Origin of the sequence: Candidatus Avelusimicrobium caledoniensis (assembly GCF_902756455.1) — a bacterium.
In the GTDB taxonomy this organism is placed as follows: Bacteria; Elusimicrobiota; Elusimicrobia; order Elusimicrobiales; family Elusimicrobiaceae; genus Avelusimicrobium; species Avelusimicrobium caledoniense.
Window position 1 is genome coordinate 1 of record NZ_CACVRB010000009.1, and the last position, 16,887, is coordinate 16,887.

Here is a 16,887-nt window from a genome sequence, read left to right on the forward strand (position 1 = left end):
TTTATGTTGGGTTAACACCCAACCTATAAGAGCTGCAACGAAAGAGAATTATAGGTCAGGTGTAAGCCTGACAACAAAATCGTCAAACCCCGTCAGGCATAGCCTGACCTACATAGATACCCCTCACTTTATGTTGCGCCGACAATAAGCGACAAAAAACCCCGCTCGTGCGAGCGGGGTTTTTCTAAACAGTTTTTAGCTTAGAAGTAGAAACGGCCGGTTAATGCCGCACTGAAACCAGAGCGATCGGATAAAGTGTCGTCCCCTTTTTTTGCCTTAGCGGAAATATTATATTTCAGGTCTAACCCTAAAGCAAACAATTGGCTGAAACGATATTCCGCTCCTGCAGTGATATGCGGAAACACTTTTGTTTTGGAATCAGTTTCTTTTCCGAAACCATCGATTTTAGTCTCTAATTCCGTTTTGAGCAATGTTAAACCAGCTCCAGCAAACCAACTCCATTTCTCAATACCGTTATCTTTTTTGTAATATACCGTCACAGGAAATGCATATGTGTTTTCTGTGCCTTTTACATTTGGAATGATGGGAGAATTTTTCAGTTCAACTTCGTTTTCCCCATAGAAATCAACTCCTAATTTAACGCCAACTTTGTTCGTTTCATCAGCTAAATCAAACTCATACAATCCTTCTAGTCCAAATATACCATAACCTTTGTCTAATTCTTTGCTGGAATAACCATAATCAAAGGCCTCATCGTATCCTTCCTTTAAATCCTTCGGGTCGTTTTGACCGGCACCTAAGCGCAAGCCAAAGCCCCAGTTATCCGCAAACGCGGCCGGAGCAAAGCACAACAAACCGACAACAGCAATTACTAGTTTTTTCATTGACATCTCCTTTTGTTAATATAGGCGGCGGGGTTTTGCTTGCCACCTTTGTTACTTTCAAATTTTCGGTGGGAGCGGCCCGACATCCCCGTTTTCCGCTACCCGGTAGGGCGTTTTGATAAGCGATTTGGCTAAATCGTCAAAGCCCCATTTATCCTTAAAGGATAATACATATTTATACTGTTGTAAAGCTTTTTCGCGCTCGCCGAGCACATCATACACTTGCCCTAGACGCAGTTCGTTCCACACGCCCCAACGGCTGGGCTCCTGTCCGCTGACGGCCTTGTGACCTTGTTCAAACAGTTCGCGCGCCTTTTCAAAATTCCCTTGCGCCATTTGCACCGTGCCCAACGCAGTATACGCGCGGGAAATATAAATGTCTTTGTAAAATTTGCTTTGACCGATTTGGTCTAAAAAGAATTGGGCCTGCGAGGTTACTTCGTCATAATTTTTTGTTTCGTACAAACAAATAACTTCCACATAATGCATAAGCGGATTGGTAGGATATTTGGCACGCAACTGGCGGATAAACTCCAGCGACTTTTGCGGGTTATAGTATTTACTGCCGCGCGTGTTCTGCACTTCAATTAAAATAAGTTTCGCGCTGTCAGACGTGAATTTTGCTTTTTGCCGCGCCATGTTAAGCTGTTTAACGCCTTCGTCCGGGTCGCCTTTGATAGCTACTATTTTAGCCAAAATTTTAATAACGTTAGGCAGCGTGCCCGTGAAATACTGGTAGATACCCAACCCGAAAAAAGCGTCGTAATACGACGGATCTAATTTGAGCGAACGCTCCAAATTACTAATAGCGCGCCGACCGGAAAAATACGCCGTTACCCAGTTGCGGTTTCGCATGGAAAACAATGCTCTTAACCCGTACAACGCACCAATGCCCATATATGCGTTGGGATCTTGCGGGTTATTTTTCATCCACCGTTTAATGCCCGCAATAGAATCATCTAAAATTTTTTCAAACACTACGCGTTGCTTGTCGTCGCTTGTTTCAAATTCATACTCGTAGCGGCTCCACGCAATCATCGCATTGCCGAAGTGCGCAAACGGGTGATCTGGGTATTTGGCAAAAACTTCTTGGATATGTTGCTGGGCGGTGGGATAGTCCAAACTATACACGCCGTTAATGCCTTGCGTGGCATGTTCCATCACGTCCGGCGGCAGTTTAATTTCCGCGCGTAGCGGCAAACAACTGCTTGCAAGCAGGCACACCGCCAAAAAGATCCGGCACAATACGCGCATTATTTTTTGGCCTCAATTTTATCTTTGCCAAAATACGGACGCAGTGCTTTAGGAATAATGACCGAGCCGTCTGCTTGTTGGAAGTTTTCCAAGATAGCGGCAAACGTACGGCCCACGGCCAAACCGCTGCCGTTTAAGGTGTGCACATACGCTTGTTTACCTTGCGCGTTTTTGTAGCGCAGTCCCATGCGGCGGGCTTGGAAATCTAAACAGTTAGAGCAGGAAGAAATCTCGCGGAATTTATTTTCGCTGGGCATCCAAACTTCAATATCATACGTTTTAGCCGATGAGAAACCAATATCCCCACTGCATAATTCTACCACGTGGTACGGAATTTCAAGCGCTTTTAATACGTCTTGCGCATCGGACACCATTTGCTCCAACATTTCATATGAATTTTCCGGTTTGGAGAGCATTACCAGTTCCACTTTATCAAACTGGTGGTTGCGAATTAAACCGCGCGTATCTTTGCCGTACGTGCCCGATTCTTTGCGAAAGCACGGCGAATAAGCCGTTAGTTTGATCGGCAATTCTTCTTCCGACACGACGCGGATACGGTTTAAGTTGGTCAGCGGAATTTCCGCCGTGGAAATTAAAAATTGTTTCGGCTCGCCGGTCAGCTCATACATATCTTCGCGGAATTTAGGCAGTTGCCCCGTGCCGATTAAAATATCTTCGTTTACAATCACCGGCGGCAAAATTTCCGTGTATCCTTTTTTGGCGTGCATATCTAGCATAAACGAAATAATTGCGCGCTCCAATCTTGCCCCTTCGCCTTTAAACAAAGCAAAGCGGCTGCCGGACAAAGCAGCGGCGGCTTCAAAATCTAAAATGCCTAATTTTTCACCGACGGATTGGTGGTCCAACGGCTTAAAATCAAAGGTAGGCAACGGCAACGAACACGGGATATATTCCGGGTTGTCCGCGTCCGAAACGCCGACGGGAATTTTTTCGTTAGGCATATTGGGGATAGACAACAGTAAATCGGTTACTTCTTTTTTAAGCGGCTCCAGTTCGCTTTCTTTAGCGGTCATTTCTTCTTTAATTTTTCCTACCTCTGCCATGGCGGCTTTGGCCGCCTCGTCGCCTTGTTCTTTTTTGATTTTTCCGATAGATTTAGACATTTCATTACGTTTAGCACGCAATTCTTCTACTTTAGCCAGCACCGTTTTATAGGCGGTATATTTAGCAAGCACCTCCTCAATTTGGCCGGCAAGTTCCGGCTTGCGTAGCGACAAGCGCTTTTTAAATTCTTCGGGATTTTCAACAATTTGTTTAATATCTAGCATAACTTCCTCTTTAATTGGTTTCTATATTGACTAAATACGGCTCCGGAAACAAGGAGCGATACGGTTTGAAAGTTACCGCCGCATATTCCATTCCGTACGACATTAACAGACGCATACTTATCGGCGCGACGGAACTTTGACCGACGACTAACACGCCTACCGTCAAAGCAACAACGACAACGGCCATTTTAAGTAACGTAAAAAACAGTTCGGATACAAACATAAACGCTTGTTTGGCTAACGGATGCGTATTACGTGTCATTTGGCTTTTCCTTGTTTGGCTACTTCTTTACGAAAACTTTTTACCAGTTTGCGCGCGATGTTTTCCGCGGCATCTAACGTGCGTGCGGAAGAATCTTGCGCCGAGCCGATCCATACGATTTCGGCCGTTTCCACATCTACCATTTTGGCAATCAACCCGACTTGTCCGTCAATGGTATATTCCGTGGGACGAACTTCGGACGAGCGGGAAATTTCCGTTCCCACATTACGCAAATATCCGGCATACGTTCCGTCCGGGCGGCGCATGACGTCTTGGGTATATACGGGGCGCGTTTCGGTACGGCGGGTAGCCGTAAGGGCCAGCTCCGTACGGGCCGGCGTGTATGAACTTACCTCGCCCACCAACAATACATCTACTCCTAAAATTCGGCCGATTTCGCGCGTTGTTTCCGGCGATAAATAACCCGATACCGCAATATGGTGCTCGGCCAAAACGCTTTCCAACTGGGCACGTTCTACTACTTTAAATCCGCTTTCCAGTAAATATTTGGCAAATAAATTTTCTACCCCTTGCACAGATTGCCACGGACTGTTAAACGCCATCACGCCAATGCGTTGTACCCGGTTAAAATCGTACGTCGGGCTAATAACCGTTTTAGGCAAACAACCCATCAGCCATAAACAAACAGCTCCCAGAAAAAACGTTATTTTCTTCATACGCTTATTATATAATTTTTAAACGTACCGCAAATAAAAGTATAATAGAAATATGACAACGCTTTCTTCTCTTTTTATCCAAAAAGCCAACGAAATAAAAGTCTTGCTCACCGATGTGGATGGTGTAATGACCGATAGTACGCTAAGCTTTTTTACCGACAACTCCGGCCAAACCCACGAGATTAAACATTTTGAATCGTTAGACGGTATGGGGCTGATGTATTTGGCCTATTGCGGCATTAAAACGGGTATTATCTCGCGCGGTACGAGTCCGACGTTGGAGTACTGGGCCAAAATTTTAGGGATGGATTTTTTGTTTTACAATGCATCCGTCAAAACGCGTGCCTTAGATTATGTGCAAGAAAAATTAAATGTGCCCGCCACGCAAATTGCGTTTATCGGCGACGATTTAATTGACCTGGGCGTTATTGAGCGCGTAGGGCTCCCCTTGGCAGTAGATAACAGCGTACCCGAAATAAAAGAAAAAGCCCTGTATGTTTCCCCCCTGCACGGCGGACACGGGGCTGTGCGCGATATTGCACAACAAATTTTAAAAGTGCGCGGCCAATGGGAACAAATCGTGGAAGAAAACCGAAAGGGCATTTTCCAAAGCCCGGTAAAAGAACTTTGTATTGTCAAAAAACCATAAAAATTTTAAAATGTAAGCAAGGAGAAAAATTCGCTATGAAAAAATTATTACTGTTGTGTGCGTTGTTTGTTGCCATACCTGCTTTAGCCCAAGATTATTACGGCTTGCAAGAATATGGCTTGCGCAAAAACACCACCCGTGTGGAATGGTACGGCGGCGTGGTTTTGCCCGAAGATAATTGGAACAAAAACGGGTACGATTTGGGTACTACCGGCTGGACAGCCGGGTTAGGTTTTACCCGCAACTTGTTGCCGTATTTCGGCTTAGGGTTAGACGGGAACTATACCCAACTGGGTGACGGCGAAAAAGATACCGCCGGCAATCGCTATCGCACCGGTGTTGCCACGGGTTTAGTTACCGGACGCGTCAGCTTTTTCCCCTCGCAAGCGACCCGCTTGTATGTACCTTTCGGTGCCGGTTTAGGTTACACCTATGTACGCCGGAAATTAGCCGGCGGCGGACATGAATCTTACGACGGGACCGACTTGGCCGGAATGGTAGGGGCCGGATTAGAGTTTGACTTGGACGACAGCTTGATTTTCGGCGTGGAAGCCCGTTATTACTACATTAAAGCGGACGACGATGTCAAAACAGCTTTCGGCCGCGGGCATTATCATCATTACAACGTAATGCTCAAACTCGGTTGCCGTTTCTAAAAAACGCTTTTTTGCGTATCCGCCGCTTTCACGCGGCGGATTTTTTTTGTAGGATAATGATATGGAAGAAATGATTATTAAAATTTTTTTAGCACTTGTTTTAGGCGGTGCATTAGGTATGGAACGTCAATACCACGATAAGCCCGCCGGCTACGCGACCAACTGCTTAATCTGTTTGGGCGCCATGCTCTTTACAATTTTGTCCGAGCAAATGGGACGCTATGGCGGAGACCCGGGCCGTATCGCCGCGCAAGTGGTAACAGGGTTGGGGTTTATCGGCGCGGGATCTATCTTGCGCGACGGAAATAAAATTTCCGGCTTGACCACCGCTGCTAGCGTATGGGTAGTAGCGGCAATTGGTATGGCGATCGGATACGGCCAGTATATCTGGGCCACCGCTACGGCGTGTGCGATTTTGATTTTGCAACTCGGTATGCGCCAAACCATTCATTTGGTAGAATTTTTAAAACACTACGATACCATTTTTCTCGTCTGTGAACCAAGTTGGGACGCAGTGGAAAAAATCGTCGCGGCCATTGAAAAGCAAAACGTGAAAGTGTTAAAACAGGAAGTTACCAAACAAGACAATTTGTTTCACGTTAATTTGGTAGCCACTTTTACAGGCGAAGAATTTTGTAAGATTACTAAAGAATTACTGACTATGCCCCAAGTGCATAGTTTGTATAAATAATTGAGGTGTATTTCCCCCGCGCAAGGGGGCCAAATTAAAATTTGAATCTGTTTTTGGAGTTACAGAAAAAGTCTGTAATTTGTTTTTGGGAAACCAAAAACTCATACGAGTCCAAAGGCGGTCGTTAGAGGCTCTATACGGGTAAGCTGATCCCTTATTTGTGTAGAGCCGAGCGTTTGCCGGGCAACCGGCAAACCACGGCTGTTATAATTTTGGGTTAACTCGTATGGACTCAAAGGTAGCGGCCGTTTCTGTTGCTATTCTCCAAAAACAGCAAAAGGAGAATAGTGTATGAAAGAAAATATAAAAGTAGTTGTAGGTATCAAGTGCGGGATAACAACATTTTTTAAAGGAGTAGGCCCCGTATTACGGCCTTACGGGGCTCCGCTTCGCTCCGGCTTTACCCTCATCGAATTGTTGGTCGTCGTTCTAATCATCGGCATATTGGCCGCGGTAGCGTTGCCAAAGTACCAAGTGGCCGTGGCCAAAAGCCGGCTAGCCGCCATTAAACCCCTTTTATTTGCTATTAAGCAAGCGCATGAAAGATATTATTTAGCCAATGGGGAATATTTGGAAAACAATTCTTTAGAAGCTTATCAGGCCTTGGATATAGAACATGCATGTACTACACCCAACGACACAGACATCTTAGTTTGTGACAAGTACTTTAATATAGATATAAAAAGCGGACATGTATTAAGAGCCGATTATTGCCCCGGATACCAAAATGACTATACTGCATGCAGACAAAACGAAGATTTCAAATATACTATTGGATATGACCAAGGAACTACCCCCGGAAAAATAACTTGTACCGGAATTACTGACTTCGGACAACGCGTGTGTAAAGCAGCACAATAACAAGCAACCCTTTTATCTATATCCCGCATAAAAACACGGCGGGATGACGAGATAAAAGGGTTGTACTATGAAAAACAACTATTACAACATCTTGTGTTTTAAACGGCTGGCGATATTATCCAATTCGTCTAGCGAGTGATAGTGAATCACAAGCATCCCTTTTTTGATGTTCTTGCCGCATTTCACTTCAACTTTCGTGCCTAATGCGGCTTGTAAGTCGTTTTCAAAGCTTGCCACATCGGCCGATTTGGCTTTTTTAGCGGGCTTCTTCGTCGGGAACATCAGTGCGCGGGCCGCATCTTCGGCTTGGCGGACCGACATTTTACTATTGTTCATTTTTTTGAACAACGCATCGCGTTTAGCCGGATCGGTTACCATTAAAAGCGCACGGCCGTGGCCTTCGCTAATTGTACCTGCTTGCAAGGCATCCTGGATAGCCGGCTCCAATTCTAACAAGCGAAGCGCATTGGAAATAGCCGCTTTTGACTTTCCGCAGTACGACGACAAATCAGTTTGCGTGATGTAAAATTTGTTCATCAAATTGCGATATCCGAGTGCGGTTTCAATGGGGTTTAAATCTTCGCGTTGGATGTTTTCAATAAGCGCCAGCGCACACATTTCTTGGTCGCCCAAATGTTTGTGAACAATGGCATCAATTTCGGTTAGGCCCGCCAGTTGCGTGGCGCGAAAGCGGCGTTCCCCGACGACAATTTCATATTTATCCAACCCCGCATCATACACCACCACGATCGGTTGTGTTAGTCCGTGTTCTTTGATAGATTGCGATAATTCTTGCAATTTGGCCTCATCAAATACGCGGCGCGGCTGAAAACGGTTCGGTACGATTTTATTGACGGCAATTTTGGAAACGGTTGTTCCCGCGGGGGCAGCCGCAGCCACCTCTTGCGTGGTCATAGAAGAAATTTCCTGCGTTTGTTTGATTAGAGCATCTAACCCTTTACCTAAAGCTTGTCTTGCCATATCAGCCTCCGAAATCGTAATTGACGGCGCGTTCGCCCGTCATTTGAAAAGATTGGTAATCTTGCACGTCGGCCCCGCGGCGGGCTAAAAATTCTATCGCCAGTTGGATATACGCATTGGCTCCGCGGCAAGCCGGGTCGTAATCAAAAATAGATTGCCCGAAACTGGGCGCTTCGGCCAGGCGGATGTTGCGCGGGATAGGCGTTTTATACACTTGGTCGCCAAAGAAACGGCTGACCTCGCCAAATACTTGTTTAGACAAATTCATGCGGGAGTCAAACATCGTCAGCACGCCGCCGTCCATTTTGAGTTTGGGGTGGAGAAATTGTTTGATTTTGGCTACCGTGCTGATAAAGTGGGCCAACCCTTCCATGGCGTAATATTCGCACTGCACAGGCGTAATCACGCTGTCTGCGGCCATCATGGCGTTAAGCGTTAACAGCCCCAAAGACGGCGGACAATCAATAATAATATATTTATACATATTGCGTAGTGGCTCCAATACGTCTTTTAACATATTTTCGCGGCCGCGCACATTGACTAGTTCCACTTCGGCCCCGGCTAAATTTTTGCACGCCGGGATAACGTCTAAAAGCTCGTTGGAAGTTTGGCGAACAACTTGTTCAAAAGTGGCTGTTTTGGTAAGGAAATGATAAACCGATTTTCCCCCCTCCTCTACCGTAACACCCAAGCCGGATCCGGCATTACCTTGCGGGTCAAAATCAATCAGTAATACTTCTTGGTTTAAGCACGCCAACGCATACGCCAAATTGATAGAGGTGGTAGTTTTTCCGACACCGCCTTTTTGATTGGCAATAACGACAATTTCTCCCATACGTCCTCCCAATTAAAATATATATGTATTAAACATTATTTACAGCGAAAAAGCAATTATTTTTCACGTGAAAACTACTTGACCGTTCCCATACGGCTCGGCGGCCAGTGTATAAGCCACGCCTTGCCCTTAATGTTCTTCTCAGGTACAGGGCCCCAGAAACGCGAATCACACGAATTATCCCGGTTATCGCCTAATGCAAAATAACTATTTTCCGGCACGGTAACCGGACCAAATTGATCGCGTAAGTACATGCCAAACGCTTGCTCTAATTCATGCGCTTGCCAGATTTGTTGGTAATTTTCGGCAATAAGCGGGGGTACTTCTATCGGGTCATAATGTACACGCGTAACCGGGTCAAACTTTTCATAAGGTTGCAAAGGCATTTCTTGCCCATTTACATAGGCGCGGGAATCTTTAACTTCCACCACATCGCCCGGTAAACCGATCACCCGTTTGACAAAGTCGCGCCCGTATTGGCTACCGCCGCAATTTTGTTGCTCGCGTGTTTCGGCCGGAAATTGAAATACAATAATATCCCCCCGCTGTATCGGTTTAGAAAACAACCGTTTATCCGTAAACGGGACACGCAACCCGTAGGCCATTTTGTTAACAAACAAATGATCCCCCTCTAAAAGCGTATCGCGCATAGAGGCAGACGGAATTTTAAAGGCCTGTAAGAAAAAGAACATCACAACAGAAGCCACAAACCCCGCAAAATATACTGTATTACACCAATCTAGGGCTGATTTAATCTGCGGTTGTTTATCTTGGTTAGGGGCGCGCAAGTTTTTAATAAAATCATACGCGCCGTAAATATCAATAAGTCCGCAACCGATAATAAATTTCCCCCACGGAAACACTCCCCCCGGCCCGCCGCTCATCACAAATAAAATAAGATACAGCGCACTATATAAAATTAAAATTAAATAGATAAGGTGCCACAGCGCAAATTTCATCGCACTATTTAATACGTTTCTTTGAATAAGCCGGCGTGATATCCCGGCAAAAACATACATAATACAGGCAATAATAAATAATCGTGCTTCCATTTATCTCTCCCGCGGGCTAGTTTTCACGTGAAAACTCCCCCGCTAATACTTGTTGATAAAGTTGTTGATACTGTGTAAAGGAATCTGTGATTTGGGTAGCTTTTTCTAACGATTTTTCACTCATTTCCTTACGCATTTGTATATCTTGAGCCAACAAATTGAGTTCACAACTCAAAAGCGTAATATCTTGCGGCGGAAAAATATATCCATTTTCGCCATGGGTTACCCATTGGGGCATATCCCCCACGCGGCTGACAATGCAAGGCAATCCCACAGAAATTGCCTCCAACAGAGCTAGCGGCAAACTTTCTTCTAACGAAGACAATACAAATACATCTGCCATATTAAGGTAAGCATTTACATCTTTTTGCTCTCCGGCCAGTATTACGGCTTTTTCCAGCCCGGCCTGCCGGATGAATCTTTCCAATTTGGCCCGTTCTTCCCCCTCCCCCACATATATTAGCCGTGCTTGCGAATCGCGTAACCATATGTTACGAAACGCTTGCAACAAGGTCATCGGATCTTTTACCGCGGCTAAGCGGGCCACGCATATAAATACAGGAGTTTTCACGTGAAAACTATATTGTTTACGCATCTTTTCCCGCAGAGAAATGTCAGGATAAAATTTAGTTTTATCAATGCCGTTAGGCAAAAGATATACCTTATTTTCTAAATAGTGTTGATGCTTAACCAAATATGTTGCCGTAGAAAAAGATTCGGCTACCGCTAACGTATCTATTCCCTTTAATAAAAAATCAAATATACGCAAAAAGAACGGCTTTTTAGATAAATCAAAATGCGGTGTGACAAGTAGTTTTATATCTTTTCCCGCACAAGCCATGCGCGTATATTCTATGGCACGAAACAACATCGCGTGCACAATATCCGGCTTAAAGCTTTCTATTTCGGCTTTTATGCGATGCACCATTTGGCCTGGCAAATGACTATATATACTCTTTACCTCTATGCCGTTTTGTTCCATTTGCCCGGCTACTGCGCCCGGCCGCTTTAAACAAATGACACGCACCTGATGCCCTTGATCTTTCATAGCGGCACTAAGTGCCAGCAGTGCTTTTTCGGCGCCGCCCGTTGCGGTAGAAGTGATAACATATAAAATCTTCATAATAGTATTATAGTATATTTCACGTGAAAACTTTTGTTTTTTAAAATAAAATAAATTTGGAAAAACGGGCGTTTTTATTAAACGCCCGTACATATCAAAAAAATACTTAAAATTTAAGCATTTTTTTCAAAACCGCCCCAAATTTTAGTTTTGCGCGGTAAATTGATCCTTTCCTACCCCGCAAACCGGGCAAACCCAATCTTCTTTTACGTTCTCCCAAGCGGTTCCGGCCGGGATTCCGTTATCCGGGTCTCCCACAGCCGGGTCATACACATATCCGCAAATTTCACAAACATATTTTACCATAATTGTCTCCTTGTTTTTAAAATTGGTGCGTAGCACCCGGTGGTACTTTTCCTTTGATGACATGGTGGTAATACTCATACGTCAAAGGCAAGCCCGCGGCGTTAAATACGCCGGCATCTTTTACTTCTCCTACAAAAAGCGTGTGCGTACCGACATCTAACGTCTGTAAAACACTTGCTTCCATATACGATAATGTATGCTCTTTAACAAGCGGGCAACCAAGTTTCCCCGTCGTAAAAGATACTTTAGCAAACTTATCAAAATTGCGCCCTGTTCTAAACCCAAACGTACCGATAAACGGCAATGTGGCCGTCTGGTCCAGCGGCATAGCGGCAAAGCGACGCGTACGAAGTAAAATTTCGTGCGTCAAACTATTTTTATTGACGGAAATTGCCACGCAGGGGGGAGTAGCCGTTACCTGAAAAACAGTATTTAAAATCATCCCGTTTTTTTGGTTTTCGTCGGCGACTGTTACTATATACAACCCGTAGGTAATATATTGTAACCCTTGGTTAATGTCGTTTATCGTCATAAACTAGTTTAATTTTTCCTTAATCTTTTGGCTGATCAGTTTCCCTAACTCGCGGCATTTAGCCAAGGTTTCTTCGTCGGGGACGAACGAGGTTTTGAGGGCGGGGGAAACAACTTCCACGCCCATTTCTTCCAAAGTTTTCGTCAAACTGTCTATGGGTGCCCCGTTCCAACCGTACGATCCAAACGCTACTCCTATTAAATTTTTCTTTTTAAGTCCTTTGAGGTAACACAGCACGTCGGCCATGGAGGGGAAAATCTGGCTGTTTAACACCGGCGTACCGACGATAAGTGCCGCGCTGTGTAAAAGGGCGAGGGCTACTTCACTACGGTCGTTATGGTGCATAGAAATTAGCCGCACCGACGTACCACCCGCTTGTAATCCGTCGGCAATTTGGCGGGCCATTTTTTCGCTACTGCCCCACATGGTATCATACACAATAACAGCTTTATTTTGCGGTTTTTGCGCGGCCCATTTAGCGTATAATTCCACGATGCGCGTTGGGTCTTTTCTCCAAATAAAACCGTGGTCGGGCGCAATCATCTTCGGCGATAAATTCATCTTTTTTACTTGGTCTAAAAAGCGAAGTACAATATCGGAATACGGCAATACGATATTGGCATAATACTTTTCGGCTTCGGGCAACCAGATATTTTCGTCGTTCTCGTCGTCAAACAAACGGTCGGTAGCCAAATGCATCCCAAACACGTCGTTGCTAAATAAAATATTTTCCTTTTCTAAATACGAGAACATACTATCCGGCCAATGTAACATACGCGCTTCCACGAAGGAAATGCTGTCCCCGCCGATATCAATTTTATCGCCGGTTTTGACCACTTTAAATTTTAAATCTTCGTGGAAATGCCCCATCAAATTTTTTTGCCCCATGGGCGACACGTATACTTCGTCGGGTTGCGTAACAGCCACGGTCTGTTCCAAGGCACCCGCGTGGTCCAATTCCGAATGATTGGAAATGATAATTTGAATTTGTTTCGGATCAATAACGCTTTTGATACGTTCCATCATTTCGTCGTAAAATTCTTTTTTTACAGTATCAATCAGCGTGGGTTTTTCGCTTAAAACCAGATACGCATTGTACGTCGTTCCGCGGTGGGTTGCATAGCCGTGGAAATCGCGTAAGTTCCAATCAATCGCGCCCACCCAATATACGTTTGGTGAAATTTGTATAGCCCGCATATTTTATTATACCTTTCGTTAATTTTCCGCTTGCCAAAGTCCGTGCAAGTTACAATATTCCCGCGCCATTACGTGAGCTGACTTCGTCGTAAAAACAGCTTCCGGTTTATCACCGGGGCGCAAATGTTTGCGTTGTACACTTCCGCAGGAAAGACAAATCAGCTCAATCCATTCAATGTGATGCTCCGCGGTAGAGGGATGTTCCACGCTCCCTACTTTTACTTTATAACCTCCGTCAATTTTTTCAATGACGGGTACGTGTTTTTCGGCTGCTCCGTCGGAAGTACCGGCAACCATACGTTTCATCGGTTGTCCGCAACAAACCAGTTCTCCCGCTCCCTCGTGTACTACTTCCACGCGGTTACCGCATACCGTGCAAGTATAAATATCGTGTAATTTTGTCATAAACTCTCCCTATGGTAAATTTCCGGTAGTCAAAGTATATAATATTTCGTTCTTGCGGGCTACGATTTTATTATAAAATGCTCTCTCTCACTTATTCAAGCCCAAAAAAAGATTAGAAATACAATTTTAACTTAAAATAAGCGTATATCCGTTTTTTTCTATTTTTAAACCCTGAACCGCTGTTTTTTTTAAATTTCAAAATTTAAGCGGCTTTTAATCATTTAAACGCTATTATCTATTTTTTTCGGTTGACCTATGGTCCAAATAAGTGGTAAGATATAGTAGCTCATTTTATTATTAGGATTACGTGTGTTAGACAATATAGAGAAGTACCCCCAGCTCGGTTCTGTTTTTCAAGACCTGGAACAAATTATAGGCAAAGACACCTACGATATGTGGTTGCGTCCCGCTAAAATTGATTTTAACGGTACGACGTTATTTATTTCATTACCCAACCAATTTTGGGGAAATACCATTCGTGAACGCTACGAGCATATTATTAAAGATGCGTTTTTAAAACATCTCGGCGCGGCGATTGAAATTGCTTATCAAATTGAACCGGAAACCGAACAAACACCAACAGTCACTTCCGCACAGGATGTTATTTCTACCTACACAGCCCAACAACAACCTGCGTCGGTAAAAGTAAATCCGTTTGTGTCCCGGTTAAATTCGTCTTACACCTTTGAAAATTTTATTGAATCACCTTCTAACCGTTTTGCGTATAAAGCGGCTGAAGCCGTAGCCCATAAATTAGGCGCGCGCGAAAATAACCCATTGGTTATTTATTCTTCGCCGGGGCTGGGAAAGACTCATTTACTGCACGCTATCGGAAACCAGATTTTAAAAGATAATCCGTCGGCAAAAGTGTTGTATATGTCCGGCGAAGAATTTGTGAGTGAATATATTGAATCTTTACAAAATAAAGTACATGACAGTTTCCGTAAAAAATGCCGCACGTTAGATTGTTTCTTAATGGACGATATCCAATTTGTATCCGGTAAAGAGGCCTGTATAGAAGAATTTTTTAACACATTTAATGCTTTATTTGACAGCGGTAAGCAAATTGTACTGTCTTCCGACAGAACTCCTCAACAATTGGAATGGAACGAACGGCTTTCTTCGCGCTTATTGTCGGGAATTACTACCGAAATTAAACGCCCGAATTTAGAAACCCGTATTGCTATTTTACGTCAAAAACGCGACTCTATCAATTTTGATATCGGAGATGATGTACTTGCTTTTATTGCCGAAGGTATCCAAACCAACGTACGCGAATTAGAGGGCTCGTTGTTCAGATTAGTCGCCTATTGCAGTATGCACAGTGTTACACCGTCTATTGCTATTGCCAAAGAATTACTTTCCGATATTTTAGTAGCGGGTAAAGATACATCTGTTAATGTAAATACCATTAAAAAAATGGTGGGAAAACATTTTAATATCCGTATGGAAGATTTTAATTCCAAGCGTAAAACGCAATCGGTAGCGTGGCCGCGGCAGATTGCCATGTTTTTAACAAACGATTTAACTGATTTGTCGTTGCCGGAAATCGGCCGGGAATTTAACAGAGACCACAGCACCGTCGTACATGCACGGGACACGGTTAAAGAACGGATAAACAAAGATCCTTTTTTTGCAGCCGAAATTAATCAAATTATTTTAGATATTAAAGCTGTGGATAACAAATAAAAAACGGTGGATAACTTATAAATTAAACCGGATAAAAAAAGAATAAAATTTTTAGTTGTGTATATTGTGTATAAAAAAGTTGGGTTATACACAAGAGTTATAAAAAAAAGACAGAGGATAAATCACATTATCCACACTATAAACAGAACATAATACAGGAATTATAAATATGAAAATAAATATTACTAAATCCACCTTATTAGAAGGCATACAAGTTATTTCGGCCGGGGTATCTGCCCGCACCACGCTTCCTATTTTGCACAACTTTTTAATGGAAGCCCAAAACGGTAAATTAAAACTCGTTCGTACCGATATGGAAATGGCTACTGTCCATTTTGTGCCTGCCGAAGTAGAAGAAAAAGGAAGTATTACTATTCCGCTAAAAGAATTTTCCGATATTATTAAAAATTTATCCGATGATAAAGAAATCAATTTAACGTTGGACGAAAATAATAAATTTCATATCAAATCCGGTAAAAGTAAATTTTGGGTCATGGGCACACCTAAGTCGGAATATCCGGCTATCCCCGAAGTAGAACGCGAAAACAGCGTAGAGTTAGACCCGACGCAACTGCAAAACATGGTAGAGAAAACGGCTTTTTCCGCTTCTACACAGGAAACCCGTTATATCTTAAACGGTTTATTGTGGAACAATACCGCAGATAAATTTGAAATTGTGGCTACTGACGGAGGACGCTTGGCTATTGCCTCGCACGCGGCGTTACCGGGCTCTAAAGAATTTAAGATTATTATTCCGACAAAAATTCTAAACGAAGTTTGCCGCTTTATTACGCTAGTTAAACCCGGCAAAGACAGTAAAATTAACGTCAATGTGTCGGCTAACCAAGTGAGTTTTATTCTTAATGAAACCACTTTTATTTCCCGTTTAATTGAGGGTAATTTTCCCAATTACAACCAAGTAATTCCGACGAAGAAAAACATTTCTTTTGATGTATTTTCCAAAGATTTACTGGCTTCCACCCGCCGTTCGGCGTTGTGCTCGGGCGAATTTGGAAGTGTAGTGAAATATAAATTAGAAAATAATACACTCACTGTTTCGTCTAATTCACAAAATATGGAATTTACCGACGAAATTCCGGTAGAATATACCGCTGAGCCGTTTGAAGCGGCGTTTAATCCGCAATATATTATTGACGTACTTAAAAATATCGGCGCGGACAAAGTATCTTTTTCGTTTGTAAATGCTTCCCAGCCCGTACTGGTGGAACCGGTGGGAGAAGATACATTTAAATACGTTATTATGCCGGTGAGAGCGTAATGAAATTTGGCCAACCGCCGCGGCCAACGTGGTACGCCAGTGCTAATTTAGGAGCCCGGTTTAATAAATTAAACAGCCGCCTAAACCGCCTGATGATTTTGGACCACGTATGGACGCAGTTGGTAGGCAACAAGGCAAAATTTTGGATATTACAAGCTGTTCAAAACGATACGTTACACGTAAAAGTAAAAATTGCGGTTGCTAAAAATGAATTGATTGCCCGTCGGCAACAACTCATCGGGGAAATCAATAAACATTTTGAAAAACCGTGGATTAAACGGATAGAAATTCATTAGATTTTGTA

At 43.6% G+C, this 16,887-nt stretch carries 20 protein-coding genes; 7 read left to right on the forward strand and 13 right to left on the reverse strand.

Annotated elements, in window-relative coordinates:
• Positions 1-200 precede the first annotated feature (200 nt).
• From ACQY2W_RS02965 to ACQY2W_RS02985, 5 genes are read right to left on the reverse strand one after another with little or no spacing between them, the layout of a single operon-like run.
• Entirely contained in the window at positions 201-845 is a 645-nt protein-coding gene (locus ACQY2W_RS02965; protein ID WP_428049215.1) for an outer membrane beta-barrel protein, read from the reverse strand.
• A 57-nt stretch (positions 846-902) separates the two neighbouring features.
• Positions 903-2,099 carry a tetratricopeptide repeat protein gene (locus ACQY2W_RS02970; protein ID WP_428049217.1) on the reverse strand — a complete coding sequence of 399 codons (1,197 nt, stop codon included), beginning with the start codon at positions 2,097-2,099 and terminating at the stop codon, positions 903-905.
• Positions 2,099-3,388 carry a serine--tRNA ligase gene (gene serS / locus ACQY2W_RS02975; RefSeq protein ID WP_428049219.1) on the reverse strand — a complete coding sequence of 430 codons (1,290 nt, stop codon included), beginning with the start codon at positions 3,386-3,388 and terminating at the stop codon, positions 2,099-2,101. Before serS ends, ACQY2W_RS02970 begins: the two co-directional genes overlap by 1 nt.
• A gap of 10 nt (positions 3,389-3,398) precedes the next feature.
• Complete coding sequence (locus ACQY2W_RS02980; RefSeq protein WP_428049221.1) at positions 3,399-3,650, reverse strand: hypothetical protein; 252 nt, start codon at positions 3,648-3,650, stop codon at positions 3,399-3,401.
• Positions 3,647-4,327, reverse strand: a complete 681-nt coding sequence (locus tag ACQY2W_RS02985; RefSeq protein ID WP_428049223.1) for a CsgG/HfaB family protein — start codon at positions 4,325-4,327, stop codon at positions 3,647-3,649. Before ACQY2W_RS02985 ends, ACQY2W_RS02980 begins: the two co-directional genes overlap by 4 nt.
• A 52-nt stretch (positions 4,328-4,379) precedes the next feature.
• Between ACQY2W_RS02985 and ACQY2W_RS02990 the strand changes: the two genes are divergently transcribed.
• The 4 genes from ACQY2W_RS02990 (at position 4,380) to ACQY2W_RS03005 (ending at position 7,184) form a co-directional block, all read left to right on the forward strand.
• A complete protein-coding gene (locus ACQY2W_RS02990; protein WP_428049225.1) occupies positions 4,380-4,976 on the forward strand; it encodes a KdsC family phosphatase in 597 nt (198 codons plus the stop codon).
• Positions 4,977-5,011: 35 nt separating this feature from the next.
• Positions 5,012-5,632, forward strand: a complete 621-nt coding sequence (locus ACQY2W_RS02995; RefSeq protein WP_428049227.1) for an outer membrane protein — start codon at positions 5,012-5,014, stop codon at positions 5,630-5,632.
• A 61-nt stretch (positions 5,633-5,693) separates the two neighbouring features.
• Positions 5,694-6,323 carry an MgtC/SapB family protein gene (locus ACQY2W_RS03000; RefSeq protein WP_428049229.1) on the forward strand — a complete coding sequence of 210 codons (630 nt, stop codon included), beginning with the start codon at positions 5,694-5,696 and terminating at the stop codon, positions 6,321-6,323.
• Between the two features lie 291 nt (positions 6,324-6,614).
• Positions 6,615-7,184, forward strand: a complete 570-nt coding sequence (locus ACQY2W_RS03005; RefSeq protein WP_428049231.1) for a type IV pilin protein — start codon at positions 6,615-6,617, stop codon at positions 7,182-7,184.
• 81 nt (positions 7,185-7,265) lie between these two features.
• On the opposite strand, the gene ACQY2W_RS03010 is transcribed toward ACQY2W_RS03005, so the two are convergent.
• The 8 genes from ACQY2W_RS03010 to ACQY2W_RS03045 form a co-directional block, all read right to left on the reverse strand.
• Positions 7,266-8,165 carry a ParB/RepB/Spo0J family partition protein gene (locus ACQY2W_RS03010; RefSeq protein WP_428049233.1) on the reverse strand — a complete coding sequence of 300 codons (900 nt, stop codon included), beginning with the start codon at positions 8,163-8,165 and terminating at the stop codon, positions 7,266-7,268.
• Position 8,166: 1 nt separating this feature from the next.
• Positions 8,167-9,000: a ParA family protein gene (locus tag ACQY2W_RS03015; RefSeq protein WP_428049235.1), complete on the reverse strand. Its 834-nt coding sequence runs from the start codon at positions 8,998-9,000 to the stop codon at positions 8,167-8,169.
• 74 nt (positions 9,001-9,074) lie between these two features.
• Entirely contained in the window at positions 9,075-10,052 is a 978-nt protein-coding gene (gene lepB, locus ACQY2W_RS03020; RefSeq protein WP_428049237.1) for a signal peptidase I, read from the reverse strand.
• A 16-nt stretch (positions 10,053-10,068) separates the two neighbouring features.
• Positions 10,069-11,175 (reverse strand): glycosyltransferase, encoded by a 1,107-nt coding sequence (locus ACQY2W_RS03025; protein WP_428049239.1) that lies wholly within the window; start codon positions 11,173-11,175, stop codon positions 10,069-10,071.
• 144 nt (positions 11,176-11,319) lie between these two features.
• The gene (gene rd / locus ACQY2W_RS03030; protein WP_428049240.1) at positions 11,320-11,481 is read right to left on the reverse strand and encodes a rubredoxin; all 162 of its coding nucleotides are present in this window, start codon (positions 11,479-11,481) and stop codon (positions 11,320-11,322) included.
• Positions 11,482-11,497: 16 nt separating this feature from the next.
• Positions 11,498-12,013, reverse strand: a complete 516-nt coding sequence (locus ACQY2W_RS03035) for a flavin reductase family protein (protein ID WP_428049242.1) — start codon at positions 12,011-12,013, stop codon at positions 11,498-11,500.
• A gap of 3 nt (positions 12,014-12,016) precedes the next feature.
• Positions 12,017-13,210, reverse strand: a complete 1,194-nt coding sequence (locus ACQY2W_RS03040) for an FprA family A-type flavoprotein (protein WP_428049244.1) — start codon at positions 13,208-13,210, stop codon at positions 12,017-12,019.
• Positions 13,211-13,228: 18 nt separating this feature from the next.
• On the reverse strand, positions 13,229-13,615 hold the full coding sequence (locus tag ACQY2W_RS03045; protein WP_428049246.1) for a desulfoferrodoxin: 387 nt from the start codon (positions 13,613-13,615) through the stop codon (positions 13,229-13,231).
• Between the two features lie 309 nt (positions 13,616-13,924).
• Between ACQY2W_RS03045 and dnaA the strand changes: the two genes are divergently transcribed.
• The 3 genes from dnaA (at position 13,925) to ACQY2W_RS03060 (ending at position 16,879) form a co-directional block, all read left to right on the forward strand.
• Positions 13,925-15,304, forward strand: a complete 1,380-nt coding sequence (gene dnaA / locus ACQY2W_RS03050) for a chromosomal replication initiator protein DnaA (RefSeq protein WP_428049248.1) — start codon at positions 13,925-13,927, stop codon at positions 15,302-15,304.
• A 169-nt stretch (positions 15,305-15,473) separates the two neighbouring features.
• Entirely contained in the window at positions 15,474-16,583 is a 1,110-nt protein-coding gene (gene dnaN, locus ACQY2W_RS03055; protein WP_428049250.1) for a DNA polymerase III subunit beta, read from the forward strand.
• Positions 16,583-16,879 carry a DciA family protein gene (locus ACQY2W_RS03060; RefSeq protein ID WP_428049252.1) on the forward strand — a complete coding sequence of 99 codons (297 nt, stop codon included), beginning with the start codon at positions 16,583-16,585 and terminating at the stop codon, positions 16,877-16,879. Before dnaN ends, ACQY2W_RS03060 begins: the two co-directional genes overlap by 1 nt.
• Positions 16,880-16,887: the final 8 nt, after the last annotated feature.